29 protein-coding genes are annotated in these 26,966 nt (G+C 37.6%); 8 read left to right on the top strand and 21 right to left on the bottom strand.

Annotation, left to right across the window (positions count from 1 at the left end):
• Window positions 1-12: 12 nt before the first annotated feature.
• The 3 genes from V1L66_RS12035 to fabZ form a co-directional block, all read right to left on the bottom strand.
• Complete coding sequence (locus V1L66_RS12035; protein ID WP_258860141.1) at window positions 13-759, bottom strand: polysaccharide deacetylase family protein; 747 nt, start codon at window positions 757-759, stop codon at window positions 13-15.
• 432 nt (window positions 760-1,191) lie between these two features.
• Window positions 1,192-1,698 carry a hydroxymyristoyl-ACP dehydratase gene (locus V1L66_RS12040; RefSeq protein ID WP_333004124.1) on the bottom strand — a complete coding sequence of 169 codons (507 nt, stop codon included), beginning with the start codon at window positions 1,696-1,698 and terminating at the stop codon, window positions 1,192-1,194.
• A gap of 289 nt (window positions 1,699-1,987) precedes the next feature.
• Window positions 1,988-2,413 (bottom strand): 3-hydroxyacyl-ACP dehydratase FabZ, encoded by a 426-nt coding sequence (gene fabZ / locus V1L66_RS12045; RefSeq protein ID WP_333004126.1) that lies wholly within the window; start codon window positions 2,411-2,413, stop codon window positions 1,988-1,990.
• A gap of 213 nt (window positions 2,414-2,626) precedes the next feature.
• Between fabZ and V1L66_RS12050 the strand changes: the two genes are divergently transcribed.
• Window positions 2,627-3,244, top strand: a complete 618-nt coding sequence (locus tag V1L66_RS12050; protein ID WP_004230157.1) for a LysE family translocator — start codon at window positions 2,627-2,629, stop codon at window positions 3,242-3,244.
• A gap of 86 nt (window positions 3,245-3,330) precedes the next feature.
• Window positions 3,331-3,810, top strand: a complete 480-nt coding sequence (locus V1L66_RS12055) for a DinB family protein (protein WP_016994050.1) — start codon at window positions 3,331-3,333, stop codon at window positions 3,808-3,810.
• Between the two features lie 420 nt (window positions 3,811-4,230).
• On the opposite strand, the gene V1L66_RS12060 is transcribed toward V1L66_RS12055, so the two are convergent.
• Entirely contained in the window at window positions 4,231-4,395 is a 165-nt protein-coding gene (locus tag V1L66_RS12060; protein ID WP_004230164.1) for a hypothetical protein, read from the bottom strand.
• Between the two features lie 221 nt (window positions 4,396-4,616).
• Between V1L66_RS12060 and V1L66_RS12065 the strand changes: the two genes are divergently transcribed.
• Both V1L66_RS12065 and V1L66_RS12070 read left to right on the top strand, forming a co-directional pair.
• The gene (locus V1L66_RS12065; protein WP_036078954.1) at window positions 4,617-5,462 is read left to right on the top strand and encodes a copper amine oxidase N-terminal domain-containing protein; all 846 of its coding nucleotides are present in this window, start codon (window positions 4,617-4,619) and stop codon (window positions 5,460-5,462) included.
• Between the two features lie 92 nt (window positions 5,463-5,554).
• Entirely contained in the window at window positions 5,555-5,728 is a 174-nt protein-coding gene (locus V1L66_RS12070) for a hypothetical protein (RefSeq protein ID WP_016994055.1), read from the top strand.
• A gap of 49 nt (window positions 5,729-5,777) precedes the next feature.
• Here V1L66_RS12070 and V1L66_RS12075 read toward each other — a convergent pair whose 3' ends face one another.
• The 3 genes from V1L66_RS12075 to V1L66_RS12085 all read right to left on the bottom strand — a co-directional run bounded on the left by V1L66_RS12075 (window position 5,778) and on the right by V1L66_RS12085 (window position 7,205).
• A complete protein-coding gene (locus V1L66_RS12075; protein WP_333004128.1) occupies window positions 5,778-6,161 on the bottom strand; it encodes a VOC family protein in 384 nt (127 codons plus the stop codon).
• A gap of 51 nt (window positions 6,162-6,212) precedes the next feature.
• Window positions 6,213-6,491, bottom strand: a complete 279-nt coding sequence (locus V1L66_RS12080) for a helix-turn-helix transcriptional regulator (protein ID WP_036079349.1) — start codon at window positions 6,489-6,491, stop codon at window positions 6,213-6,215.
• 222 nt (window positions 6,492-6,713) lie between these two features.
• Complete coding sequence (locus V1L66_RS12085) at window positions 6,714-7,205, bottom strand: Lrp/AsnC family transcriptional regulator (protein ID WP_016994056.1); 492 nt, start codon at window positions 7,203-7,205, stop codon at window positions 6,714-6,716.
• Between the two features lie 206 nt (window positions 7,206-7,411).
• On the opposite strand from V1L66_RS12085, the gene V1L66_RS12090 reads away from it, so the two are divergent.
• Complete coding sequence (locus V1L66_RS12090) at window positions 7,412-8,287, top strand: DMT family transporter (protein WP_312125516.1); 876 nt, start codon at window positions 7,412-7,414, stop codon at window positions 8,285-8,287.
• 47 nt (window positions 8,288-8,334) lie between these two features.
• Here the strand turns inward: V1L66_RS12090 and V1L66_RS12095 are convergent, their stop codons facing one another.
• From V1L66_RS12095 to V1L66_RS12105, 3 genes are all read right to left on the bottom strand, one after another.
• Complete coding sequence (locus V1L66_RS12095; RefSeq protein ID WP_333004129.1) at window positions 8,335-10,581, bottom strand: ATP-binding protein; 2,247 nt, start codon at window positions 10,579-10,581, stop codon at window positions 8,335-8,337.
• A 74-nt stretch (window positions 10,582-10,655) separates the two neighbouring features.
• On the bottom strand, window positions 10,656-10,952 hold the full coding sequence (locus tag V1L66_RS12100; protein ID WP_333004130.1) for a hypothetical protein: 297 nt from the start codon (window positions 10,950-10,952) through the stop codon (window positions 10,656-10,658).
• Window positions 10,909-11,406 carry a hypothetical protein gene (locus V1L66_RS12105; protein WP_333004131.1) on the bottom strand — a complete coding sequence of 166 codons (498 nt, stop codon included), beginning with the start codon at window positions 11,404-11,406 and terminating at the stop codon, window positions 10,909-10,911. The genes V1L66_RS12100 and V1L66_RS12105 overlap by 44 nt, the downstream gene beginning before the upstream one ends.
• Before the next feature lie 360 nt (window positions 11,407-11,766).
• On the opposite strand from V1L66_RS12105, the gene V1L66_RS12110 reads away from it, so the two are divergent.
• A complete protein-coding gene (locus V1L66_RS12110; RefSeq protein WP_333004133.1) occupies window positions 11,767-12,279 on the top strand; it encodes a GNAT family N-acetyltransferase in 513 nt (170 codons plus the stop codon).
• Window positions 12,280-12,329: 50 nt separating this feature from the next.
• Here the strand turns inward: V1L66_RS12110 and V1L66_RS12115 are convergent, their stop codons facing one another.
• The 10 genes from V1L66_RS12115 to V1L66_RS12160 form a co-directional block, all read right to left on the bottom strand.
• On the bottom strand, window positions 12,330-12,554 hold the full coding sequence (locus V1L66_RS12115) for a hypothetical protein (RefSeq protein ID WP_333004134.1): 225 nt from the start codon (window positions 12,552-12,554) through the stop codon (window positions 12,330-12,332).
• A 245-nt stretch (window positions 12,555-12,799) separates the two neighbouring features.
• Window positions 12,800-13,138 carry a hypothetical protein gene (locus V1L66_RS12120; RefSeq protein ID WP_333004136.1) on the bottom strand — a complete coding sequence of 113 codons (339 nt, stop codon included), beginning with the start codon at window positions 13,136-13,138 and terminating at the stop codon, window positions 12,800-12,802.
• 73 nt (window positions 13,139-13,211) lie between these two features.
• A complete protein-coding gene (locus tag V1L66_RS12125; RefSeq protein ID WP_333004138.1) occupies window positions 13,212-13,748 on the bottom strand; it encodes a TlpA disulfide reductase family protein in 537 nt (178 codons plus the stop codon).
• Window positions 13,749-13,865: 117 nt separating this feature from the next.
• A complete protein-coding gene (locus V1L66_RS12130) occupies window positions 13,866-15,059 on the bottom strand; it encodes an MFS transporter (RefSeq protein WP_333004140.1) in 1,194 nt (397 codons plus the stop codon).
• Between the two features lie 343 nt (window positions 15,060-15,402).
• Window positions 15,403-16,005, bottom strand: coding sequence for a histidine phosphatase family protein (locus tag V1L66_RS12135; protein ID WP_333004142.1), 603 nt, complete (start codon window positions 16,003-16,005; stop codon window positions 15,403-15,405).
• A gap of 19 nt (window positions 16,006-16,024) precedes the next feature.
• Window positions 16,025-16,363, bottom strand: a complete 339-nt coding sequence (locus V1L66_RS12140; protein WP_016994068.1) for a hypothetical protein — start codon at window positions 16,361-16,363, stop codon at window positions 16,025-16,027.
• A gap of 215 nt (window positions 16,364-16,578) precedes the next feature.
• Window positions 16,579-18,264, bottom strand: coding sequence for a methyl-accepting chemotaxis protein (locus V1L66_RS12145; protein ID WP_333004143.1), 1,686 nt, complete (start codon window positions 18,262-18,264; stop codon window positions 16,579-16,581).
• 649 nt (window positions 18,265-18,913) lie between these two features.
• A complete protein-coding gene (locus V1L66_RS12150) occupies window positions 18,914-21,706 on the bottom strand; it encodes an ATP-binding protein (RefSeq protein ID WP_333004144.1) in 2,793 nt (930 codons plus the stop codon).
• A complete protein-coding gene (locus V1L66_RS12155) occupies window positions 21,699-22,061 on the bottom strand; it encodes a response regulator (protein ID WP_333004147.1) in 363 nt (120 codons plus the stop codon). The genes V1L66_RS12150 and V1L66_RS12155 overlap by 8 nt, the downstream gene beginning before the upstream one ends.
• Before the next feature lie 23 nt (window positions 22,062-22,084).
• A complete protein-coding gene (locus tag V1L66_RS12160) occupies window positions 22,085-23,716 on the bottom strand; it encodes a diguanylate cyclase (protein WP_333004150.1) in 1,632 nt (543 codons plus the stop codon).
• A 242-nt stretch (window positions 23,717-23,958) separates the two neighbouring features.
• Here V1L66_RS12160 and V1L66_RS12165 point away from each other — a divergent pair, with 242 nt between their 5' ends.
• Together V1L66_RS12165 and V1L66_RS12170 are read left to right on the top strand one after the other, a co-directional pair.
• On the top strand, window positions 23,959-24,438 hold the full coding sequence (locus V1L66_RS12165; protein ID WP_016994140.1) for a DUF6530 family protein: 480 nt from the start codon (window positions 23,959-23,961) through the stop codon (window positions 24,436-24,438).
• A gap of 20 nt (window positions 24,439-24,458) precedes the next feature.
• The gene (locus V1L66_RS12170; protein WP_312125494.1) at window positions 24,459-25,835 is read left to right on the top strand and encodes an MATE family efflux transporter; all 1,377 of its coding nucleotides are present in this window, start codon (window positions 24,459-24,461) and stop codon (window positions 25,833-25,835) included.
• Between the two features lie 243 nt (window positions 25,836-26,078).
• Here the strand turns inward: V1L66_RS12170 and V1L66_RS12175 are convergent, their stop codons facing one another.
• The gene (locus tag V1L66_RS12175; RefSeq protein ID WP_333004154.1) at window positions 26,079-26,873 is read right to left on the bottom strand and encodes a PhzF family phenazine biosynthesis protein; all 795 of its coding nucleotides are present in this window, start codon (window positions 26,871-26,873) and stop codon (window positions 26,079-26,081) included.
• Window positions 26,874-26,966 lie beyond the last annotated feature (93 nt).

Genomic DNA, 26,966 nt, shown 5'->3' on the forward strand with positions numbered 1-26,966 from the left:
ATCGCTTCAACACTACTGTTTTTTTTCAATTCTCTTATTTGTCCTTTGGATTTCCAATAATTCAGAAACTGTCACAAACTGGTAGCCCTGTTTTTCAAGCTCTGGTATGATTTGTTCCATTGCCTTAACCGTTTGTGCTCGGTTTCCCCCGCCATCATGAAATAGCACAATATTACCTGCCTTCACACCTTTTAAAACCGTATTCACGATCCGAGGGACACCAGGACTTTTCCAATCAAGCGTATCTAAATGCCAAGACCACATAACAACCTTATAGCCTTTTTTTGAAATTGCATCAATCATCGCATCGGTATATTGTCCTTCAACTGGTCTAAATAATGTTGGCTGATAGCCTGTAATCCCTGCAATCACTTCATCAGTTTGCTGTATTTCTTTCATTAAATTGGCGACATTGGTTCTTAAAGGGTGTGAAAAGGTATGATTGGCCAATTCATGCCCTTCTTCATACATTCTTGTAATCAGCTCAGGATTTTTTTCTGCATTTTGACCGACAATAAAAAAAGTTGCTTTTGCATTATATTTTTCCAGGACATCAAGGATTTCCGCTGTATATTTGCGATGCGGCCCATCATCAAATGTTAAGGCAATGATTTTTTCATCCGTCTGAATTTCCCAAAGAATTTGACCCGCTTCCTCATAATACTTTCTTCCTTTATTTTCAGAAGAACTCACTTTTACATAAAAAAGCGACACCGTGATTAGACTAAGTGGTAGTAAAAGCAATAAAAACTTTTTCACATTTTCACGTCCCCAAATAATTTTTTCGTACTTTATTATTTGAGGATTTCATAAAAAAATGCCTACGTTTCGCATTCATTTATTAAAATTTGATGGTTGATAGGATGTGCCAGATGTTCCATAAACTCCGCGTTCAACCATGCCAAAGTCCTATGTTGTTGATTGATCCTACATGGAAGGGCAACGTCTCTTCAGCTAGGTGTTCTTGATTTTTTTCATGCTTGTCCAAATATCCTCTATTAATGGTACGCGACCCATTGTACTTGGTCGTATGTAGTCACTACATAAGGGGAAAGCTTCATACTCAATTTGAAGAAATCGTTCGAAATTGACAATAGCTGAATCATATAAATGATCGTTTATTTCTTTTTTTCGAAGCAGGTAGCTGGTTCCATCTTCACATGAAATATTTCCGATACTTTTATAAGCCAATCATGAAATCGATCTGCAGTCTTTTGCATGAAGGTCACTCCCCTCAGAAACAATTGTTACGTAATAATCTAATACTGCGATTACTGCTTGCACTCGCTTATGTTCAATTTCAATTTTAAATGAAATCCATATAATGGCGATATGAAAACTTAAGACGGCTAATGCTACAATTTGGACAAGTGACACGTCCATCATGACCTTGCTGTTTATGGCTGTTGCAATGAATGTAAACACGAATAGAATGGCCCCACTCATAGTAATAAACATGGGCTTCATGCGTAGTATCTCATTTGCCTGTACCTTTAACAGATGGACGATAAATTGTAGCTCTTGTCTTGTAAATTGTTGCTGAAGGATAACAAAATAGGATTGATACACATCCTTATCAAGCTTTTTATGCAATATATTTTTATGCATCTTTTGCACAAATTGATCACAGAAATCATGCGCCAATACTTGCTCTGGCTGTAGCTGCTCTTCTTTATGTGCTATAAAAGCGACCCCCAAACCTCCTCACCCTCTCATCATTAAAACTTTCACTCCATTTACTATATGAAGGAAAGAGAGCTGTATAGTACGAATTGAAGCAAAGTCGTTTATTTTTGAGTGTCTCTTCGCCATCCTCTACTTAATCCAAAAATAGCTGTTGCGAAAACAAACACTACCGTACAGAGCTACATTGTCAGCCCATTCCAAGCGCCTTTAGCAATCGTAATATTCACTAATAGCGTTATTTGCATAATACAAATGGCGCTATAAAGCATACATGTGTAACTCAACTGAGCACCTCCGAATTCTAAGATCCAAAAGCGAAAACAAGATCCGTTTCACAAACAATTTCTCCATCTACCATTGCAATCCCTCTGCCTTTCCCAACTGTACCCTTCACACGCGTGATCTCTACCTCTAGATATAGCTGATCACCAGGCTTAACTTGCTTTTTAAAGCGACAATGATCAATTCCTGCCAATAAGCCTAATCGTCCCTCATTCCCTACCTTTGTCAGCATAATCACTGCACTAACCTGTGCTAATGCTTCAACAATTAGCACACCTGGCATGACAGGATACTGTGGAAAATGACCTTTAAAGAACGCTTCATTCATCGTCACATTTTTCATCCCTACCGCGCGCTTGCCCTCTTCTAACTCCACAATACGGTCTACCAACAGAAATGGATAACGGTGTGGCAAAATAGCTTGTATTTGTTGACTTGTTAACATATGAAATTCCTCCAAAGCATTTTTATAGTCTTATACTAACACTAAATATTAGAACTAGGTAATAAAATCATATTAGCATTGTTCATTAGTTTTCTGAATTATTTTTCATTATTTTTTCAATATTTCTTTATCGACAGCTGTACAATAGCTAGAATATAATATTTCATGCATTCACCCTAGAATGATTAGTTTATTAGAATAGGATGGTTTCGCATGTTATCTTTTATCGCAATAGTTCTTTTATTATTTTTAATCCCAGGTCCTGCCGTTATTATTACCATTACCCAAACGCTAAAAAGTGGGAAAAAGAATGGTATTTATACAGCTTTAGGCATTGGTCTCGGTGACTTGGTTCATACATTAGCGGCTGTTTTAGGTCTTTCTGCTATTTTAATGAAATCAGCCACAGCCTTTGAAGTGGTGAAATATATTGGGGTGGCATACCTTGTTTACTTAGGCATTCAGATGCTCCTCACAAAACCAAAGAAAATCGAGCAACCAACCGTTGAACAAAGTCCTGCTAGTACTTCGTTCCGCCAAGGCTTCTTAGCAGAAATTCTTAATCCAAAGACGGCTCTGTTTTTCCTTGCCTTCTTACCGCAATTTGTTCAGCATAACGAGCAATCTGTCACAAGCCAATTGCTCACACTAGGTATTACATTTGTCGTGATGAGTGCTTTATATACAATCCTACTCGCAGTTATTACAAGCTTCATTGGCGAAAAAATCTTTACAAAAACAAGCGGCAGTTCACGCTGGCTCGAAAAGACAGTTGGCTTCGTTTATATTGGTCTCGGTGTCCGTTTAGCATTACAGACACAAAGTAGATAAATTGGAGGAGAACACAAAAAGTGTTCTTCTTTTTTTGCAGGAAAATGGAGTATTATAGCCAATAATATTAAAAAGGAGGGTTACATTTGAATCAACGTCAAGAAAATTTATTTCAGCAGCTAGCCAATTATCGTGGCGAGTTGCTTCACTTACTCGAGCATGTGTCAGAAGAAAAAGCGAACATCATCCCTGCTGGATTTCATAATAATATTCGCTGGAATATGGGTCATGTTTATCTCGATCAATATTTATGGATAGAGGCTTTAACAAAAGAAAAGGATACAGAATTAGAAGCTCTCCAGAAATGGTTTGGCTTTGGTACATCGCCTAAGCACTTTGACGACGAAACGCCAACCTTTGAGGAGTTAAAAATGTATTTGGCTCAGCAGCCTGAACGATTAAAGGAGCGATATGGTCATCGATTGGCTGAGGAATTCCCTCCTATTGATATGGGCATGCAAACCATCGAACAGGTACTGTTACGTACAATCTTTCATGAAGGTATGCATTTACAAGCGATTTTAACCATTCATCGATGCCTAAACGAAGCAACAGACCGAGTTTGAAACTGGGTCTGTTGTTCTTGTTTCAAAAGAACAACCTTGACATAATTCATGCTTTTCATCCGTCCTTTTCATCACGTTCATTAACGATATGCCCTGTCCTCAACTGTTTGTGTTTGCATGATTTGGTATCCTTTCCGTTCAAAAAATGGTCTCGTTGTAAGACGAGCATTGTATCTGCTTCTAGTAAATCTAAGATGGCTAATGCAATCCCTGTCCTTGAAAATCAATCCTTATGGACATAAGACTGTTGCCAAGCCGCTACTTTAACTGGCTAAAATAATCGCAAAATTTCTTCTAAATCATCGTCATAATAGCTTTGTTAAATCGAGCATTTATTTTCACAATCTATTATACAGATGATAGTATATTTATGTAAAAAATAGTAAGCTTATAGATCCCTATAATCTATAAGCTTTTGTTTTACTGTTTTGGTGTATTGGCTGTCAGCGGGTTTGCATTGGCGACTAATTGTACAGGCGTTGTTGTTTGTTGAAAGCTATCTTTCTGTCCTTGATTTGATTTCCCGTAACCTTTCATCACAGCAAACAATGCTGCACCAACAATGCCCCATGTCAAAAACTTCATTTAAAAACCTCCTTTCAGCGTTAGTATTCGAGAACAAATTCAGATTATACGCTGTCAAAAAGTAGCTATTAGCGATGGTGATTTTGTGTCATTATGCATCTGATAATTAAAACGTTTATTGATTTTAGAGAAAAAATAGTAAAATTTTTATTATATACTAAAGAATATTATGGTAAAATTTCGAAGGTGGTAAGTGTTTTGAGTAAAGGAGGTTTATTACCATGAAGAAAATTTTTACAGGACTATGTCTAACAACGATGCTGTGGATGGCAACGCCCGCGGATGCTGCAACAACACAAATCAAAATCGACGATGTTGTGGTAAAATCTGATACAGCACCTGAGCAAAAAAACAATCGAACAATGGTGCCATTACGAGTGATCAGTGAAAATCTTGGTGCACAAGTTCATTGGCAGGATTCCCAAATCACCCTTGCAATGGATCAAACAACCATTAAATTGAATCTTAATAACCGAACAGTCATTAAAAATGGTGAAAAAGAGCAATTGGATGTACAACCATACATGAAAAACAATCGCACCTATGTACCAATCCGCTTTATTGCTGAAACATTTGGCAGCCAAGTGCATTACAATCAAGGCACCGTGAATATTACGACTGAACCATTGCTAATTGAAGATGAAAAAATCAAGGTGCTACGCTATGAATACCATATGACAATGGGCGGTGTCATTCAGGACATCAAGGGCAATGCCTATCACCAAGCGCTTTTCAAAATTTTCCAAGAAAAGAAAGGCGACAAAGTTGAGGCTCCAAAAGAATATTATTGGCACTTCAATTTAGAAGCACCTGGATCTTATTATAAGCTCGGCCAATTTGATTTTATGAGCCATGATCAGAACAGTGTCAAACAATATGATATCTATACATTAAATCAACCTTTCCCTGAGGAACTATTACAGGGCTATCCTAAAGTTCTCCTACATGATGCAACAGAGGATAACTGGTATCTATTCTCTGAACAAGCTGTAAAGGCAATTCAGCAGCTGATTAATAGCGCAGATAGTAACGGCTTTAGCAAAATAATTAGTAATACAGTCGCTTAAATAAATTTTTTTATGGCAGCTATACACAACATATTCTGTAAGAAAATGTGCAAAATATTCATATCAACGATTGATTGATGGAGGTTTGCCTCATGCAGAAATTCCTGTCATTAAGTATAGCGCTACTATTCCTCTTATCTGCTTGTTCGTCGGAAGAAGCTCCGCCCAGCGAGGAAGCAGAAGCCAAAGAACAGACCGTAAATGCGCAGCCAAAAGAAAATTTAAACATTTTGAACGATGACAAAGATTGGGCAATGGCTGAGTAATGAGAAAAGCGTGTTTTGATATTTTTTTATCAAAACACGCTTTTATACACTATTTTTGTATAATCTGAATAAGGTTGCCACATGTATCATTAAAAACTGCTAGTGTGACTTCTCCCGCTTTTGTCGGCTTAATTGTAAATTCAACGCCTTTCTCCAGTAGGCGGCTATACTCCTTTTCTAAATCACTAACGCCAAACATTGTTGCTGGAATGCCATCAGCGAAAATCTTTTTTTGATAGTCCTTTGCTGCAGGATGCTCATCTGGCTCAAGTAATAGCTCAGTGCCCTCTAAATCATCAGGTGACACAAGCGTTAGCCATCTATGTTTTCCTACTGGGACATCCACCTTTTTTACAAACCCTAGCTTTTCCGTATAAAAGGCTAGTGCCTTTTCCTGATCTTGTACAAAGATACTGTTGACAATAATATTCAATTGATTTTCCTCCTTTTGAGTCGTTTAAGAAGCATCCTTCACATGTAAGCTTTACTCTACCCATCCTTTCAGTAAATCTTTAAGGGGTTCCTTATTGAAGAAAATGACTCGATATTTTCCCTTCCGCTGTGATAGGACGAGTCCAGCACCCTCCAATACAGAGAGATGCTTAGCAATCCCCTGTCTCGAAATTGAAAGCTCATGTTTCATTAGAAGACGCACCGTCAGTTCATACAACGTCATCTCTTCACACTCAGCTAGTTCATCTAATATAAGTCTCCGAGTCGAGTCCGCAAGTGCTTTAAAAACAGCGTCTTTATCCCAATTCATAGCTTGATTATAGGCAACTAAATGGTTGCATGTCAACTATAAGCAACTTATGGGTTGCATGATTTTTGTGCGTGTGATTGCTTTATTTGAAGCAGGGCTAATCTCTCGTGAGCGGGGTTCTACTGATTTAGAGCGGCTGCTAACCTTTCATGAGTAAATTTCACCACTCTAAAATAACAAAAGATCCTCATGAATACTAAAAAACAGCAAGCCTGAGTTAACTCACTCAGGCTTGCTGCTTTCTTCGATAGGTAATACCGTAGAATATTTAATTTCCCGTAAGGATAAATTCGTTTGAATTCTAGAAATGCCAAGCTTATTTAATTTTCGGATGAATTGATCTAAGCCTTTGCGGTCTCGAATTACGACCTTTAACAAATAATCATAGGCACCCGTTAAGCAATGACATTCCAAAATTTCGGTCATTGTTTTCAAGCTGTTTTCTAACTCCTCTATTTCCTTTTCCTGATGAATATTTGTGCTCATAAAAATATAGCACAATAAATCAAAACCTAGCTTTTCCTGATTTAAAATCGCCACTTGTTGATCAATATAGCCTTCATTTTCTAGGCGTTTTACCCTTGTATGGGTTGCTGGTGGGGACAAATTCACCCGTCTAGCTAATTCCGCATTGCTAATCTGAACCTCTCGCTGCAAAATCGCTAAGATTAGCAGATCCACATTATCTAATCCTTTATTTTTTATATCCTCCATCGCTTTCTCCTCTTTTGATTATTTTTAGATAAGTAAGTTTTTAGCACGATTTCAAAATATTATTTCAATAATCGTTAAATAACTTTTAATTATTTCGAATTTATCCATCTATACAAAATATTATACTGACAAACCACCAATAATGCTATGATTCTTATTATATATGAAATTAAAAGGAGTGTTCCTATACTGTGGCAAAATTTTATATGGGCTTAATGCTCGTCACAAGCTTACTATGGGGAGGCAATTTTGTTGTGGCTAAGACGCTAGTGGCTCATGCTTCTCCAATGACATTAACGATGGCCAGATGGTTAATTGCGGTAATCGTCCTTCTACCGTTAGTTTGGTGGAAAGAGAAGAAATTGATTCCTGCTAAGGCCGCTCTTGTGCCATTATTCCTGATGGGCATTACAGGTGTTGCCTTGTTTAATCTATTTCAATTTTTAGCGTTGGAACGAACAACATCCACGAATGCTGGTCTTATTTCTACAATGAATACCATGTCCATCGCCCTTTTTTCCTTCGCCTTCCTGAAAGAAAAAATAAATGGCTTACAGCTTCTGGCGATGGTACTCTCTTTAATTGGTGTCGTTCTTGTCCTTTCAAAAGGAGATTGGCAGCTGTTATGGCACTTCCAATTGAATACAGGAGATTTATGGATGGTGGCAGCCGTTTGCGTATGGGGACTTTATTCTGTATGTAGTAAGTGGGCTATGCAAACAACCTCTCCGTTAATGGCGACATTGTATGCAGGTTTGTTTGGGGTACTCATCCTAGTCCCATTCACGATTACGGATTTTACCTTCTCCGAAATCGACTCCTCTTTCATCCTTTCGCTTCTTTATACAGGGGTCATCTCTACAGTAGTTTGTATGGTATTTTGGAATATTGGCGTTCAACAATTAGGTGCCACCACCTCTGGTATTTTTCTAAACTTTAATCCTATTTTTACAGCATTGCTCGCCTTTTTATTTATCGGTGAACAGCTAAGCTGGCTGCAAGGCATTGGGGGAATCATCGTGATTTTGGGATGCTACTTATTCACACATTTTAAAACGAAGACGCCTCAGGCTGTGCTTTAAATTCATATTTTTCAAACATGCAAATAAATAAAAGATGCATTCCCCTCTTAATACTTATCGAGAGGCAATGCATCTAATGGTGTTTTTGCTACTACAACAAACGAAACCGACGTTCCTTCGTGAAGCTTGCTTGTAATACGTAAGCCTTGACCATAATGGTGTTGCAATCTTCTATGGGTATTGATTAAACCAATACTGCTGGATGAACGTTCTTTAGGCTGCAGTAGTTTTGCCAATTGCTCTTCATCCATTCCGACGCCATTATCCGCTACGGTAATTTCAAGATGGGTATCAACATTGATCATACGAATATGTATCGTTCCCCCCTCAGAACGCTTTAATATTCCATGCTTTAATGCATTTTCAATTAATGGCTGGATAGTCAGTGATGGAATAAGTACATTTGTCTCGGCCTCTAGTTGCCATACAACCTGAATACGCTTTCCAAAACGCTCCTGCTGAATATAGAGGTAGGCTTGAACCAATCTAAGTTCATTTTCTAGTGGAACAAGTGCTTGACCATTTTGAAAATTATAGGACTCTCTTAAAAAATCGCTCAATGCCTCTACTAATTTACTTGTCCGCTCACTATCTAATTCGCTTAACGTCAATATGGCATTTAACGTATTAAAGAGAAAATGCGGCTCGATTTGTGCCTGAAGCCATGCAGCCTCCATACGATGTAGCTCTTGAATGGAGCGCTTCACCTTTGTTAACGCCTCAACACGAGATCGTAGCTCCAAGGCATCCACAGGCTTGACGACGTAATCATTGGCCCCTGCTAAAAAGCCATTTTCAATATCATGGGGTTGACTGCGCGCTGTCAACAATAAGACAGGTAAATCGGTCATTGTAAATTGCTTGCGAATGCTACGTACTAACTCATATCCAGACATTTTCGGCATCATCACGTCTGATATCACTAAATCCCACTCCTCAGACAAAAGGCATTTAAGAGCCTTCAAACCACTTGTCACAGTCACCACTTCATATTTTTCATTCGTTAATATCGTTTCGATTACTCTTAAATTTATGGGCTCGTCATCTACGACTAAAATGCGGGGACGGTTACATACTGTTAAACGCTTTTTCTCCACGTCTGACTGTTCAACTACGCTTTCCTGTTTTTTGTGATTCTGTTCTTTCTCATAGGTACCTTGAATCTCTGCTTCGTCCGATAAAGGTAAGGTAAAGGCAAAAGTTGAGCCTTGCCCTACTACAGATTGTACCTCTAGTGTTCCCCCATGTAATTCAATAAGCCGTTTGCTAATATTGAGCCCTAGTCCAAATCCCCCTTCGACTATGGTCTTACTAATGGTACCTTGTTCATATGGCTCAAATATACGCTGCATTGTCTCCGCATCCACACCAATGCCAGTATCTGCTATAACAATTTTAGCCATACCCTCTCCTGTCGTATAGCCTGATAGCGTAATAGCTCCTTCATCGGTAAACTTTACTGCATTATGTACTAAATTAAAGACAATTTGAATCACTCGATTTTCATCTGCTAATACCTTGTGAAAGTCCCTTGGAATTTGGTTAACAAAGTCAATCGGCTTCCCTTCAATCATAAAGCGAAGCATATCTAACACTGCCTCGACAATTGTGTGTATGGAAACAGGACCTAGATGAAGCTTTTTCGTATTTTCGTTTAGACTCATTACATCAAGTAAATCATTTAACAATAAGGACATGCGTTTGCCAACAGCTAGCACCGTTTCTAAATCATTGACACTTTTATGAGTAAGAACGGCTGATTCACGCTCTAACACGGCTTCTGACATATTGATAATACTATGAAGTGGATTACGCAACTCATGAGAAGTACTAGCTAAAAATTCATCCTTGAGTCGATTTGCCTTTTGTAGTTTATGTGCAAATTCTTTTGTATCGGCATGTACTTTCACATAATCCTTAAACCACAATGTGGCTAAACAGGCAATGGTAATAATCAAATCAAATGGATACGATATCACCTTAATCCCTGTAATAAGCAGCAAGACATCCCAAAGAATGCTGTTGACAAAAGCAAGGATGGCTAAAAGTAGAAACACATTATGACGTATATCTTTTATTGTCCTTCCTAGCATTAATACCAGTGTAATAACAATAGGCACAGCTAAAAGGACAATATAAACACCTAGCATTGTGACAGCATAACGTGTTGGTAAAAGAATCGCCAATACGACTGCACAAGCACAAACAAGGGCAAAACCCTGTTTAGCACGATGGATATGGCGGGGTAACCATGGATCAATACATTGGAGCAGTGAATATCCAATGCCAACCATCGAAAGATGAACGAATTTAAAGCCCCATTCATAATTGATTGGAAACCAAAAAGAGAGAAGCTTATCATCACTCCCTAAAAGGTAAAAAACATAATACTAATGGTTAGAACAGAAAAGAATAGTAAACGTCTATCCTTATTGCCAAGTAAGTACAGAATAACAGAATAGATAGCATGTAAGATTAACACAACTGCTACTAGAAGCTGCATCGTGATAGATAATTGTGTTTCCCGAAAAATCATCTCTTCTTGTCCGAATTTAATGGAACGTACAATCCCCCCATTCCGTGGGTCTTGAAAGTTCGCAGCCTGCACGATAATGTCGATTTCAAATACGTCCTTTTGTTTCAAACGAAGCGGTAAACGGTACATTTTTGGCAACCGTTTGCTGTCGATTTTCACCTAGTTCTCCTGCAGCCGCAATTAAATGTCCATCCACATATATTTCTGCAGCACTACGAATACTTGGTACTCTCATACTAAATGTAAAAGCTCTTTCAGGGTCTATCAATAGTTTCAAATGATAAGAACCATAACCATATGGTGTCCATTCATCCTCTTGAAAAATTTCGTCCCAGCCATCTGGAACCTGTATATATGTCGTGGACGTCGGAGGATTGTCCTTGTCCATCAACCAGCCAGACGGATAAAATAACCATTCCCCATCTAATGTAAGCGTGCGATGTTGGAAATCGAAATCTCGTAAATCCATTTGTCCCTTTTCAGCATAGGGTTGATGTGACTGTATAAATAATTGCAACCATAACAATCGCGAGCCTGTTAACAATAAAATAAAGAAGATAATAATAACTACCATCTTTTTCATAAGCGATCTTGGCAAAAGGTGATGTTTTAATGAATGCCGTCATAGTGTCATCCGTACCAACCTTTTTTATAAAACATCAGAAAGGCTAATGGATAACACCCCCTTTTTTAGTGGATGGCTGAAAGAAGCAAACCAGTATTCATGTCTGTCCTGATCCAACACTCTTTTACAAAATACACCTATTCACTTTTGCCTATTTCACCTCCTAGGTCACGATCCAATGATGAATAACATCTGTTCTATGAACGCAACCATTGTACTAATCGCACATCTACACCTCCTGAACAATTAAAAACAGGTGAAATTAGCGCTAGACTACAGGTATAATAAAATAAAAAAGTAAACTAGATTGGAGATACCATGAACATTCGATTAGAAAAATTAACAAGGGATGATTTTGAAAACTTATTTGCTTTTGAGGTTAAAAATAGGGCGTATTTTGAAAAAACAGTACCAAGTCGAGGGGATGACTATTACCAATTACCAAATTTCATAAGAAAAAACGACATGCTATTAGAGGAACAAGCACAGCAGCTATCCTTTTTCTATCTAATAAAAAATGAGCTTGAAGAAATTATAGGCAGAATCAATGTAATCGATATTGATAAGGATCAACGATTAGGTCATATCGGTTATCGAGTGGGAGAAGAATATAGTGGAAAAGGGGTTGCCCATACAGCCTTACAATTAGTCTTAGACCTTATGCGCCAGCAAGGCATGCTCATCATTGAGGCACAAACAACGACGAACAATAGAGCCTCTCAAAAAGTATTAGAAAAAAACGGCTTTAAACAATTGGATAGAAGCGGAGAATCATTTGAAATGAATGGTCAAAACTTCACTTTTACTTATTATCGGTGGAATAAATCCTAGAATGATCTGACAAACCATATTGTCAGATCATCCAATTTAAAAGCATGTGTCTAGTCTAATGAAACACCTTTAATCGCTGTTTTCAATTCCTCTAAGCTCTTAATCATTTGCAGTAAAGAATGATATTCAGCTGCATTCAAGGGGTCACCATGCATTGTTATGTATCTTTTGATACTACTTTCCATCGTTTGAATTTCTAGCATAGCTTTCGATTGAACGTCAGGTGCTTGCTGTCTACTCTTCTCTGTATTTTGTTGGTTTCGATTTTGGGGCACTGCGGTTTGATAACTCCTTTAACATATCGTATACCTCCATAGATATACATATTTTGCATGACAAATTACTAATAATGAAAGGTAATTCTAGTATAATAGTTATCCTTTCATTCCTTTCTCATTGTAAAAATACAATTATTGAAGCCTACTTTATAATATAGCACGCTACAAATTCTATACAACGCAAAAAAATCAAAATGAGCACCTAGCCATCTTGATTTTTTGCATGTGAAAGCCAATAACTTTCACACCTTTTGTGGTGGAATAATGCCTGTTACAAGTAAAATAAAGAATACCAATCCAATAAGGAAAAATAATAGTGACGCTATAAATACGGGGCCAAGTTTAACCTTGAACCGTTCCCGCTCATGAATGATCCCTGTTTGTGCACTCACTTGGGATGTATAAAACCTTGACATGGCTCCACCGCTACTCGAAAAGTAAAACGTTCCTAAGGTAAAGGCAACGCCCGTGAAAAACATCACTTCGATAAATCGCACAGAGAACATTGTGGCAACCCAATACGTCAACGATATTTCTACAATCCATGCAATGATGATAATAAGAATGTGTTTCCGTGGCATTCAAAGAGCCCCCTTCCCTTTTTCTTTAACTTCTTCTACGCAACTTTTTAGAAGAAGTTTCATTTTTCTGTTCTTAGAGCTCATCAATCAACTGTGTTAATTGTTGTTGAGTGAGTTCACCTTTCACGCTGTGCTGTAATTTCCCTTCTTCATCAAAGATAAAGGTACTAGGATAATTCATCACTTCAAACGTTTTCTGTAGTACTCCCTCTTCGTCTAGGAAGATAGGAAACGATAAATCATAGGTGTCCTTAAATGCTGCCGCCTTCTTATAGCTATCATAGGCTGTGGCATTAATGGCTAGTAGCTCGACATCCTTTGATTTTTGTTGATAGAATGCCTCTAGTTCAGGTGCTTCCTGTTGACAAGGTCCACACCAGGACGCCCAAAAATTCACTACTACTATTTTGCCCTTATAAGCTTCAAACGTTGTGGAGGATTGATCTAGCTTAGTTAAAGCAGTTTCATAATTAATTTGTTTTGTGCCATCCTCCAAAACAGTCATAGCGGGTGTAAGAGTTGCTTGAAAAAAAACATTTTTTAATGCCACACCAATAAAAATTGCGATGATAAGTGCTGAGATAATAAAACTTATTTTTTTACGATTCATACTACTTCTCCTTTTAAAATATACAAATATTTGTATATTTTACCATACTATCAACTAACAGGATATAAACTTTTCCTAAAAAATAGCCCCTACTCTGAAAGTAAGGGCTACTCTTTCTTACGTGAAAGATGTTTTATTTTTATAGGCAATCACACTTACGAGAAGTAGCAAACTAGCTGAAAGGAAAAAAACAACTCGTATCCCATACCATTCTGACAACATGCCCATCATGAAAGATGAAAGGCCGAATACCCCTGTCACAATGACATTCAACGATGTATAGACCGTTGGTAATTTCTCCTTTGAGATACTTGTTTGAATGATGGTTTGCTGTGGAATGTTTTTTAATTGCCCACATAAGCCAATCAGTAAAGAACAGAGTAACGCCATAAATGGTGTGATACTCACCGCAAAGCATAATGTAAAAATAGCGGATAGCAGCGCACCTCCACTTATGAACATAGCCTTTTTACGCTCAATAAATTTGGTCCATTTTAAACAAATCATACTGCCTATGATCATGCCAATAAAAAAAATGCCGTTGAGATAACCCCACCATTGAGAAGAAGCCTGCAATGCTTCTTCTACAAAGACAAGTAAAATCGCTGCGACCCACACTGCTCCTGCCATCGATTCCAGTAAATCCATACGTGCAGCTACTTTTAGTACAGGCGTTTGATGGATGGATTGCCACCCTTCCATAATTAACGACCATTTCTTTGTTTGTGGACGTTCCATAGGTGCCACATCTGGTAGAAGCTTTAAAAGCAAGGTTGCGATGAAAAAAAGGACGACAACACCCCATATAAGCCGTGATGGTGTAAAGAGAAGAAGCAAGGAACTGCCAACAAACCAAGAACCCACTTGAATGGATTGGATAACCGTTTCTGCAATGCTATTTGCTCGTAATAAATCCCTTTCTTCCACATAATGAGGCAGCAAGGATTGACGAATAGGGTTGGCACAGCCATCCAAAAACGCAACCATCGCAATCAATAAAAACACAAGGACAATCATCGGCTGGTCACCTACCCATTGTACATACAAGGCGAGGCCCAAAATGACAGCGGTTTTAACGCCCTGAGAAATGGTTAGCAATTGATTCAATGAGATTTTCGCCGTAATAAGAGGTGTTAGCAGACTGGAAATCAACATACAAGTAGTAATAATAAACGGTACGAAGGAAGTAGCAATCGCCGAGTTGGTTAAACGATAAATTATACTAATCACGCTTACAATATAGAGAATATCGCCAATATCCGCTAAAGATTGACCTGTTAATAAAAGTGAAAAAGATCGGTTTTTAAACACGTTTTATCCCCCAAAATTAAGATTTTATTTTTTCTTGGGAGATTTTTAAATTGGACGAGCCTGCATGTCTGAACTCCTTTTTACGCCTAGTTGAAAAAAACAATGGGGGATTTCATTTTTTCCATTTCTATGCGTGATTTTGATCGCCTTGCTATTAATTTCAAGAAAATTCTAAAATATTACTCTTATTTTAGCATTACAACAGCTTTGTTGCCAGCACACAAAAAGACCAAGTATCCTCAAAAAATTTGAGCCCTGGTCTTTTTGTGAAAAGTGAAACCTACTAGTTTGCTTTAGTGTTTTGTATTCTACTAGTACAGTAGTCGTGCCAGCTTGGCAAAGGTTACACATTTTTGAAGAAAATTTCGCAAAACATATTTTCCTCATTTAATCTTTGAACCGTATTAAGTTGTACGCCTTCAAAAATGCACTGATAGATATCCGGTTTAGATGTATTTTTCCAAAAATCATAGCCATAACGGGTATCGAAATAATGTAAGATGATTGCCATAATATTACCATGTGTACCGATGACGATTGTTTGACCTGCATATTTCTCTAATAGATGAATGATTTCTGGCATGGCTCGATTTAGGACATTCCTGCTCGATTCTCCACCCTCCAAACAGTAATCGAGGTCTTGAAATGATTTTTTTATCGCTTTATCTATTTCTTCGGCAGGAAGTTGATAAGCTCCCTTTAACTGTTTTTCTCTTAAACTTTCAATTATGCGTATCTCCAGCTTGTGATCATCAGCCAATCCTTGGATTGTTTGAATAGCTCGTGTATAAGGACTTGAAACAATCACATCTATGTTAAATGAATGGAGCACTGTCGTTATTGCACTCGCATCTTCCTTACCCTTTTTAGATAAGCCTCTTGTCCGTTCCTTTCCAAAGAGTAATGGTGATTCTGCATGTCGAATCATTAAAACGGTTGTTTCCATTGCGATCCCCCTTGCCTTATTACTTATCTGCATATCTCCTCGCAAAAGTGGAAGGCTTATAGAATACCTTGTATGTATCTGCAAGCTCTGCTCTCACCCGTTCTGTTAGCTGCATTCCTTGCTGATTAAATCGGTCTTCTAATTCAACGCCATGCGGAAAAATGCCATCATTCTTCCAATCAATCCATTCTCCATATTGTCGAATCCATATTTCTAATTCGTGTTTTAATGGAGCTGATAGTGGGACATCCTCTATATTTAAATTACAAAAACAACGATGACACCAAATTGGGTCTGCCCCTATATCCCCTTCTACTCTTAGCTGATCGGTCATTTGTGATGGACATGCACATTCCATGTGTGAGTCGACTCCTTTAACTAAATCTGAACTTACAACAATACCAATAATACCCTTTTAAAAAGGATTTATCAAAACGAGTGAATTATAAAATCCACGTCATACAAGAGGGGAAACAGTGTATTGGATTGATCTAAGTCATGAGATGCGCAATAAAAAATTGTATCCAACACTTAAACCAGGGCTCACCCTTTTGATGAGACCTGGTTTTATGCTTAGTTAAGCTTAAACTGTCCTACCTGACTATTTAATTCTTCCGCCATTTTTGCAAGCTGATTGGAGCTATTCGAAATTTCCTCCATCGCACTCGAAGTTTGCTGCATTGTTGCGGAGGTTTCTTCCACCCCTGCTGCAGATTCCTGAGATATCGCAGCAATTTCTTCGATGGCTTCATCAATTCTTACAGAGTTTTCTACTAGCTTATTTAAATTTTGAGAGACACTTGTAATGTTTGTGGCCATCTCTCTAACAGCCTGATCAATCTCGATAAATGTTTGAATCGTTAAAGAGATTTGTTCTGTCCCTTGCTGTACCTCTTCATAGCTACGCTTTAAAGAATTTGTGACATCATTGGTTTCCTCTACAATTTGCCCAACGATGAGTTCAATATCGATAACAGACAATGACACCTGCTCTGCCAATTTACGAACTTCTTCTGCCACTACGGCGAAGCCCTGACCTTGCACGCCTGCCCTAGCCGCCTCAATCGCTGCATTGAGTGCCAATAAATTCGTTTGTTTGGCAATATCATTTATAACAACGACTAGCTTGGAAATATCCTGAGATTTATGATTTAATCCCTCTACCTTATCTACTGCATCATGGACGATGGCATCAATCTTTGTCATTTGATTAGTAGACGCTTCAATTAAATGTTGACCTGAATTCGTGAGAGAAAGTACATGATTGGAATTACTCTGTACGTGTTCACCATTTTGACTTGCCTCATTCATTCGAATGACAAAATCACTCATTAGATTGGATAGGTCACTCGTATTATTTGCCTGTGATTCTGTGCCCTCCGCAATATCATTCATTGTCAGTGCTACCTGCTCGGTTCCTGACTTTATTTCGATGGAAGATTGTAGAAGTTGTTCACTGTGTGCAGCCACCTCATTGGACACATCTTGAATTCGCTGAAGCATGTCCTTCATTTTTCCATTCATCATATTGGTGGAAACACTTAATTCTCCTATTTCATCTTTGGCCTTAATGGTTAGCATCTCATGGCTTAAATCACCCTCCGCAATCAGCTTCACTCGTTCAGAAATTTGCTGAACAGGTCTAGAAATTGACAATGCAGAAGTGAGACCCGCTCCAATTGCTAATAATGCAACGACACCAAATGCCACCATACTAATTGTATTGAGACGTGCATTATTCTCTATTAATGTTTGTCCAGCCTGACGAATTGACTCCTCACGTGAGCTTGCCAGCGCTTCAAAGCCTTCACGCACTGCCTTAATTTCATCGTCTTTACTAATTAGGTTTTTAACGGCTAATTCGGGATTACCTCCTTCATAGATTGGAAAGACATTTTCCTCCACATATTGACGCCATGCCTTTGCTCTTGCCGCAACTACCTCCAGTTCTGGCGATTCAATTATTTGACGCGCTTTTTCCTCGTTTGCTAAAGACAATTTTGTATATTCTTCATATGTATCTTTGTATACTTTTTCGCCTGTTAATACATACCCTCTGGCAGCACCAATCCTCACCGAAATGGAGTTGGCTAAGTGCTGATCGACGATGGACAATTCCAGCTCACGATGCACCATATCTTCAATCTCTTTATTCATTTTGATATTTGAATAAATGATATAACCACTTTGTATCATAATCCCTATTAGAATGATGAAAAATCCAAATAAGATTTTTGTTCGCAATGATTTGAACTTCATAACGATCCCCCTCTTTTATTCAATAATAAACCTTTAAATGAAAATTTTTACACTATTTAATCTAGTAATACTTTCCCTCTGCGTAATCAAGGGAATAGGCCTTCATTGCTACCATGGATCAGTTAGCGTTCTTATTATTTTTACTTTTTATTGATGATATTTTTACTTTTCCACAAAAAATCACTATTATAATCTTTAATATTCATAATTATTTCACCACCATCCTTAATAAATAGGCACATCCACATAATTTCTAGGAAATTAGAAATAAACATGCAGTATTTTTGTAAGGATTATTTTACTTCAATTTTCCTAAATTGGAAAGGGTTTAAATTAAATTTTTTAATAGATGCATTTTTATACATTAATTTAATTAACACTGCAATACTAAAAAAACCAGGTACTGTTGAACAATACCTAGTTTAATAGAGAATTTTTATTCTATTTTGTTGGCAGAAAAGGTAGCCGTTTAAAGATTTTTTATGAGACTTATATTATAGAAGCAGCGACATGCTACTATGAAAACTATCACTCTTTTACTCTATACTACTATAGTATCTAGGAAAATATTTTACAAGCTAAATGATGTAAGCTTTATTATGAGCTGTTCATCATTACGCTACTGAACTCATAAAGCTATCCTATCATATTATTTCACAAACAGTTTAGATATTTCTTCAGGTGGATATGGCTTGGTTAAGTATTTTTTAATTTGAAATTGGTCCACCATTTCTTTTACCTCATCTAATGCTGAAGATATAATAATTGGCAACTCTTTTGTTTGCTCTCTTTTCCTTAGTTCACGGACTAAATCCCAGCCGCTCATTTCTTCGCCAAGCATTATGTCAATCACCATACCAAGTAAAGGCGTATTGAGTGTATCTTCAAAAGCTTTTTTTGGGTCATGATGATGAATCACGGTAAAGCCCTTGCTTTTTAGCTCTTCTGACAACAGTAAAGCTAAGCTTAAGTCATCCTCGACAATCATAATGTTTAAGCCACTGCTATCCTCCATTACATCCTCTTCATCGAAGGTGATACTGTTATTTGCAAGTGGTAAAGTAAAGTACACAGTAGTACCTTGTCCTTCTTCGGATTCTATCCATATTTCGCCTTCATGCTTTAAGATGATTTCTCTACAAATGGAGAGACCCAGTCCAGTCCCTCCTATTTTACGTCTAAGACTATTATCGATTCGTTTGAATTTTTGGAACAACTGAGCAATATCCTGTTTAGGAATACCAATGCCCTCATCTTTTATACTCACTTGAATTCTATTATTTTTGTTTTCTAACAAAATCTCCACATCGCCCCCTTGTGGAGAAAATTTGATAGCATTCCCTATTAAATTAATAAATAATTGAACGAGTCTATCTTGATCTGCATTGACATAGACCTCTCTTGCCTTATCAATTAGATGGACATTATGCTTTTGCTCATGTCGGAATCGATTGACAATTTCAAAGGCTATTTCATTTAATTGTAGTGTCTCCATGTTATATTGCTGCTTGCCTGACTCCATTCGCTGTAAATCCAAAAAGTCATTTATAAGATTGGTTAGGCGTACCGCTTCTCTATGAATTGTATCGATATATTTAATTTGTCGTTCGGGTTTTATCGTTTTCGTTAACAGCAGCTCTGTAAAGCCAAGTACGCTCGATAATGGCGTTCGCAGCTCATGACTTACCGTACTCACTAATTCGGATTTCATTTGATCTACTTCATATTCTCTAGTGATATCACGATGTACAAAAATTGTACCTACCTTTTCCTGACCATCAAAAAGACAAGTTGCATACACCTCAACAAAGATTTCATGTTCAATCGTCATACAATAGCGGTATTTTCGAGTATCCTGAAAGCTCTCCATAATAGACGCCTCTAAAAATTCAATTAATTCATCAGGTTGGGCACTACATTTTTTGAAGTGCTGGAGCCAATCCTTTTTAGGGATACTTGTTTCCGTTGTCAAGTTAAGGAAGCTGACAATGCCACATAGTGCTCTATTGATAAGAACGGTATCGCCTGTAATAGAAACTAACTGGATGCCCTCGTTAACATTATCAATAATCGTTTGATTTAACGTCCTCGACTTTTCTACCTCTTCATACATAAGAATGCGTTCAAATGCGATGGACACACGATTTAATAGCCCGTTTAAACTATCTATTTCCCGCTCATTATGAGGATGTCCCTCTCGTGTCGCCATTAAAATAGCGACTAGCTCTCGTTTAGAATTAAACACGGAAGAATACAAGTCATAGGCATAATAAGACTCTTGTGCAATTCCCTTTTCTTTCGCTGTCAATTGACGTTTAATAACAAAGGATTTTTCCTGCTTTAATCGTGCTTGTTTATCCATGTCAAAATTCTCGACTAGGGCTGCAGCAGATTGGTGTGATAAACCTTTCGTCGCATACACATTGCCCTCCATCCAATAAAGCACACTCGTATCATATTGATAAATGTCGTTTAAATAATTATGAAGATTATCTATTAATTTCTGTTTATTTAACGTAAACGTCAGTACATGATTTAATTGATTATATTTTTCTAAATAATTTAATGAATTTTGTAATTGTAGTTGATTTTCTTGAAGCTCGTCCTGCTGCGCTAAAAGCTCCTCATTTTGTGTAGTCAGTACCTCTTCCTTATCCTGAATGGACAGTATCATTTTAAGAAATGAGTTTGCTAAAATGCCTAATTCATCTTCCTTTTGCACAAGATTACCTAAATCAATGGATTTCCCTGAAGCCAAAGCGTTTGTCGCAAGTGTTAATTGTTCAATTGGTCGAATCATATTATTCAGTACTCTTCGTAAAATGACGCCTACAAATAGTAAAATAAGAGCGCTTATCATTAACGAAATAAAAGTGAATAATTGCCCCTGCTCCACTGTCTTGCTAAAAATTTGGTTTAAGGAGTGGTCTGTTTTTTTCTTATAGGATTTTGTATAGGCAATGAATTTATTAACAAGGTCATTTGCTCCGCTATTCGAAAGCTCTCGCAAAGCCTCATAATCCCCCATTTTCGCAAAGCTGATCGCTTTTGGGAGTGTAACCGTTTTGTAATTATAGTGAAACTCAACTAGCTCATTATAGAGCCCTCGTTCTTCTTCCGTTAAATCGAGTTGCGAAAACTGCTGTAATAGGACCTCAAATGTCTCCAGGTTTTCATACAATAGTTTTAATTCCTGCTCATTCTGAAAGGCATAATAGCCTCTTGCCCGAAAAAATATGCCATTAAAATTTTCTTCCAATTCATCGACAAGCATTGATTTTTCATACATTTGCTCTCTCTTCTGCTGTAAGGCATTTTGACTTGCATTGACTACGACAAGAAAAGCAGCAATGATGATTAAAAAGCTAACAACAAGAAAAAGCAGCATTTTAAAGAATTGGCTGCGTATACTTTTATTCAGCAAGGGTGTCGACTTAATCATTTAATATGTCCTCCACCAAATTCATTAGCTTAATGGGACTAAATGGTTTTGACATAAAGTAATCGGCCCCTAAATCAAATACCTTTTGACGATCACTTTCCTGTGATTTAGCTGTCAGCATGAGAATAGGCATCGACTTTTTAATTTCTTGTGGGAGAAGTTCAATCACCTCAATCCCTGTTAAATTCGGCATCATATAGTCGAGTATCATTAAATCGTAGGTGCTTTCCTTCATTTTTTTAAGGGCTTCTTCGCCATCCTCTGCCTCATCAATATCAAACTCTAAGTCTTCTAATGTTTCACGTATTAACATGCGTAATATTTCTTCATCATCTACTACTAAAATTCTAGCCATCTTGTCTTTTTCTCCCTTTCCCATTAAAGAAACATTTGATGAATTAAACGAATAATACGTTCCGATACTTCAGCTACATTAAATGGCTTCACAATATAATCGTCTGCCCCATTAATTAAAGCTTTCATGACGTATTCTTCCCCCACACGTGAAGTGAGCATGGAGACGATTACATCACTTGAAGCATGCTGCTCTCTTATCTTACTAAGCACCTCGATGCCGTCCATTTTCGGCAATATCCAATCTAATAAGATAATGTATTTGCATTGAGGGTCATACCAATTGGATTCCAGAAAACTAATGCCATCAGGGAAGGCCAATGTTTCAATCCTATAATCCTCATTTTCCTCCAAATGCTTAAAATGATTGGTAATTAGATCGCGAATAATATACACATCATCGATGACAATGATCTTGATTTTCGCTTTTCTTTTCTCCACAGCAGCTACATGATCAAAGATGATCGTCTGATTTCTCCCTAATTGCTTGGCCGTATAAAGTGCTTGATCTGCCTCTTCTAGCATCTTTTTAGGATGTAAATTGGAAGAAGTGGCTTCCACGATTCCACTAGAAAATGTAACATGAAAATTTGTTCCATTTGCTGTAAATATCTTTTTCTCCATAGAGGTACGAAGTTTTTCAATAAAAATAAATGCCTCTTTATTTGTTGTACGAGGCATTAAAATTACAAATTCTTCTCCTCCATAGCGACAAGCAATTTCCTCATCTCCTTTTAGTTCCTTCACCAATGAAGCGAAACCTTTGAGCACCTCATCCCCCATTAGGTGACCATATGTATCATTTACTTTTTTAAAATAATCTAAATCGATAATCGCAATTGAAAAATGCTCTTTGTTTTGCTGATGGTATTTAATGAAAAGCTTCATTTGAGATTCCATAAATTTACGATTATAAATTTGGGTTAATTCGTCAATGACGATGGCCTGCTCTAATTCTCTTTTATAGGCTAAGCGATTGGAAACATAAGCGATTAATAGCTCTTCATCGATTGGCTTCGCCATAAAATCCATAGCCCCCATCTCCAATGTACGAACGCGATTTTCTTTACAATCATTACTACTAATCACTGTCACAAACATGAGCTCTTTTTTCGTCTTTTTAATATTGTCTAAAATTGAAAAGCCACTAGAGTCAGGAAGCATGATATCTAAAAACACAATGGATGGTTGCAATTCATAAATTAACGCTAATCCTCGTTCGCCATTATGAGCTGCAATGACAGAGTAGCCCTTTTTCTCTAAAACATTTTTTAAATAGGAAATAAATACAACATCATCATCTATAATCAGAATAAAATCTTGTTTTGCTGGATTTTTAATGATGGTTGCAGGATGTTCCATATTTTGTGCCCTTGAATCATTTTCTTGATAAAAATGTACGCTTTCTATAAAAGGAGCAAGATACTTTTTCCATTCAGATTTGGTCCATTGCTTGTAACGATCTCCAGTCAAAAGCTCTAGCTTTTCACTAGCAATCGAAGTTAATTCATGTAAACCGATTGATCCAGCTGTGCCTTTTAACGTATGTAAAAATGAATAGAGCTCGTCTTCTCTAACAAAGTCACTATTATCCCATTTTTGTAAATTTTCACATATACGTGTATAAACCATTCGGTGATATTTAGCTGTTTCCATCCTCTTTCTCTCCAATCAATCATACTTCTATAAATTATAACTTACTATTTTGTAAAAACCATTGCAGAATTTGAACGTTTATTGTATTGAATTGGTTACGCCAAGCCCCTATTTAGTTGCTCCCAAAAGAAAAGGTTCCAACTTTCCGCTTTTCGATTGACTTATAGAAGCGTGAATGCTAAATTTACTAAAGCAGTAATTTACTAAATTACTAAATTTGAAATGATAAGGAGTACGGATCCATGAAAATTCCAACACATTTAAAACATAAACCTGTCATCGTGGCCGAAAATTATGCCAATATTGATGGGCGCACGGCTTATCAAACAGATGCACAAGGGCTTTCACTTGGTCTGGCCCAATGGAATGATCGAGGAAAGGTTGATATTTCTGCGAAGGTTTGGCGACATACAGGTGGCAAATGGTCTCGCCAATCAGAAGAACTTCCCCTCCATCGCGTGCTTGATCTCGCTATTTTAGTGTGTGAAACAGAGCTTTATTTTAAGGAGGCTTATCGTCATGAGCATTTATATGATGAAGAAAACCCTGTGATTAACCGTGTAGGCTTACAGGGAGATGCTATGACAGTGGAAGTTTGCACAGAAAATGAACAGATTAAAGAGGATATTCAGCTTTTTCAGCAAGCACTTAATAATGATGGTGAGCTCATTGGAGAACGCCTACGCACACTATCAAGAATCTTAAAAGAAATGGGTTATTAAAACTCAAGAGGAACTTAATTATGAACGAACAAATGTTACAGGATGATCAACAGCTACGCAAAGCTTTTTTTAATTTCTTAATTCCCGTGATGCTAGCGAATGTGCTGCAATCTGTTGGCCAAGTTTTTGCTATGTTTATCGTCGGACGCAATTTAGGGGTCGATGCCCTAGCAGCCATTTCGGCATTTTTTCCCTTTTTCTTCTTTTTAATGGCCTTTGCAATTGGCATTGGTTCAGGAAGCTCTATTTTAGTCGGGCAAACATTTGGGGCTGGTAATCATGCCAAAATGAAAGAGGTTGTTGGTGTAACACTCGCCTTTACAACTATTTTATCCATCGCTGTCGCGATTTTTGGTGGCTTTTTCATCGAATGGATTTTACGTTTTATGCAGACACCTGCGAATATTTTAGACATGAGTATTAGTTATGCCCAAATACTTTTCTTCACGTTACCAATTATGTTTTGGTATTTGGTGTATACAACCTTTATGCGAGGAGTCGGCGATTCCAAAACACCTTTTCTATTCTTAGTAATTAGTGTTGTGTTAAATATCGCCTTCCTCCCCCCTTTAGTATTCGGATGGTTGGGGTTGCCTGCGTTCGGCTTAAATGGGGCTGCCTATGCTTCCGTGTTATCAAACCTGGTGACAATGATTCTGTTGTTAGCCTATTTGCATAAAACAAAGCATTTACTACGTTTTGATAAAACAATTTTACAGCATTTTAAATTAAAAAAGGATATTTTAACGTCCTTATTAAAGCTAGCCATTCCATCTAGTATTAGCATGGTTGCCATTTCAGTGGCCGAAATTGCCGTTATTGGCTTTGTCAATGCCTATGGTTCAGATGCCACTGCCGCTTATGGCGTTGTCAATCAGGTAGCTAGTTATGCTCAAGTCCCAGCAATGAGTATTGCCATTGCCACATCTGTCTTTGTAGCACAGGCGTTAGGGGCCAATTCCACGGAGATGATTAAAAAAATTCGACAAATGGGTGTGCGAATTAATTATCTTCTAGGTGGGGCCATCATACTCATTATGTATCTGTTTGCAGAGCCTATTTTGGCTTTCTTTATTGATTCACATGAGACTGTGCTAATTGCCAAAAATTATTTATATATCGCCTTTTGGAGCTATTTAATTTTTGGGCACACACAAACTGTATCTGCCACTATGCGTGCTACAGGTGTCGTATTATGGCCAACCATCTTCTTAGTCATTACAATTTGGGTTGTACAGGTGCCATTAGCGTTCCTATTATCTCACTATACATCACTAGAATTAAATGGCGTTTGGTTAGCCTATCCAATCACCTTCTGCGTCCATTTCATTATGCAATATGCTTACTTCAAGCTAGGCTGGCAAAAACGAACATTAAAAGCTATGCTAAGCGAATAAATCGAGGAGGGCATGCCATAGGTGCATGCCCTCTTTTTATTATGGCAACAAAATAACCAGGCACTCAAAATTGAGCCCTGGTCATTTTGTGAAAAGTGAATGTTACTACTTGCTTTAGTTCTTTTGTATTCTACTAATAGAGTAGTCGTTTAATATTGAAAAAGGTTACAATAAATTTTTAATTTTTTTCTCGCTTTTTCTAATGGTAGTAATTACCAAAATATAGAATACACTAAACCGTATCTAGATGTTTAATTCCCCATTCAAAACTTGAACTGCTGCGCCTGCAATCAATACCTTGTCGTGATGAGGTGTCACATACATTACACCTCCACGTTTAGAAAGCTGCTTGCTGACAAGTTGTTGTTTGGATAATTTCTCACACCAATATGGACCTAGTGCACCATGACTTGAACCATTTACATGATCCTCGTCAATGCCTTGGGCTGGAGAAAAAAAGCGAGATACGATATCAATGCCTTCTTCCTTCGACTTGCTAGTTAGACATATTCCTCGAACAGGAAACTGCTTCATCGCAATAAAGTCAGGTTCAAAGTGTGCGATTTGGTCTTCATTGCCTACCTCCACGATAAAATCTAATTCAGTTCTCCCTACAAAGACGGGCTTACACCCTAACCAGTCCTCCAATGCTGAAGGACATTCCATTTCAGCAATTGGATACGTTTTGATGGCGATTTCCACTCGTTCATGTTGCCACTTAGCATGTAAAGGACCACTTGCTGTATGAAATGTAATTGTGTGCTCCTTTGTTACAATTCCTTGCTGCCAAAGCACAAAGGCACTAGCAAGGGTGCCGTGACCACAAATGGGAATTTCCATATGTGGCGTAAACCATTTCAGCGAAAAATCAACCTGTCTTTTTTCAATAAAGGCTGTTGTCGGGACAGGTATCTCCTGTGCAATATTTTGCATGGTCTCCTCAGAAAATTTTTCATCTAATAGACATACTGCTGCAGGATTCCCTTTATACAGCTCATTCGTGAATGTATTAATTAGACAATATGAAACACGAGTCACAATCTCACCTCCTTGCCTCATCATATCTGAAAGTTGTCTCATTGGATATAATTTTCCAAATTTCATTTCCTCAGCTAGCACTTTATAAAAAAG

The organism is Lysinibacillus sp. IITD104, from assembly GCF_036698265.2.
GTDB classification, from domain to species: Bacteria; Bacillota; Bacilli; order Bacillales_A; family Planococcaceae; genus Lysinibacillus; species Lysinibacillus boronitolerans.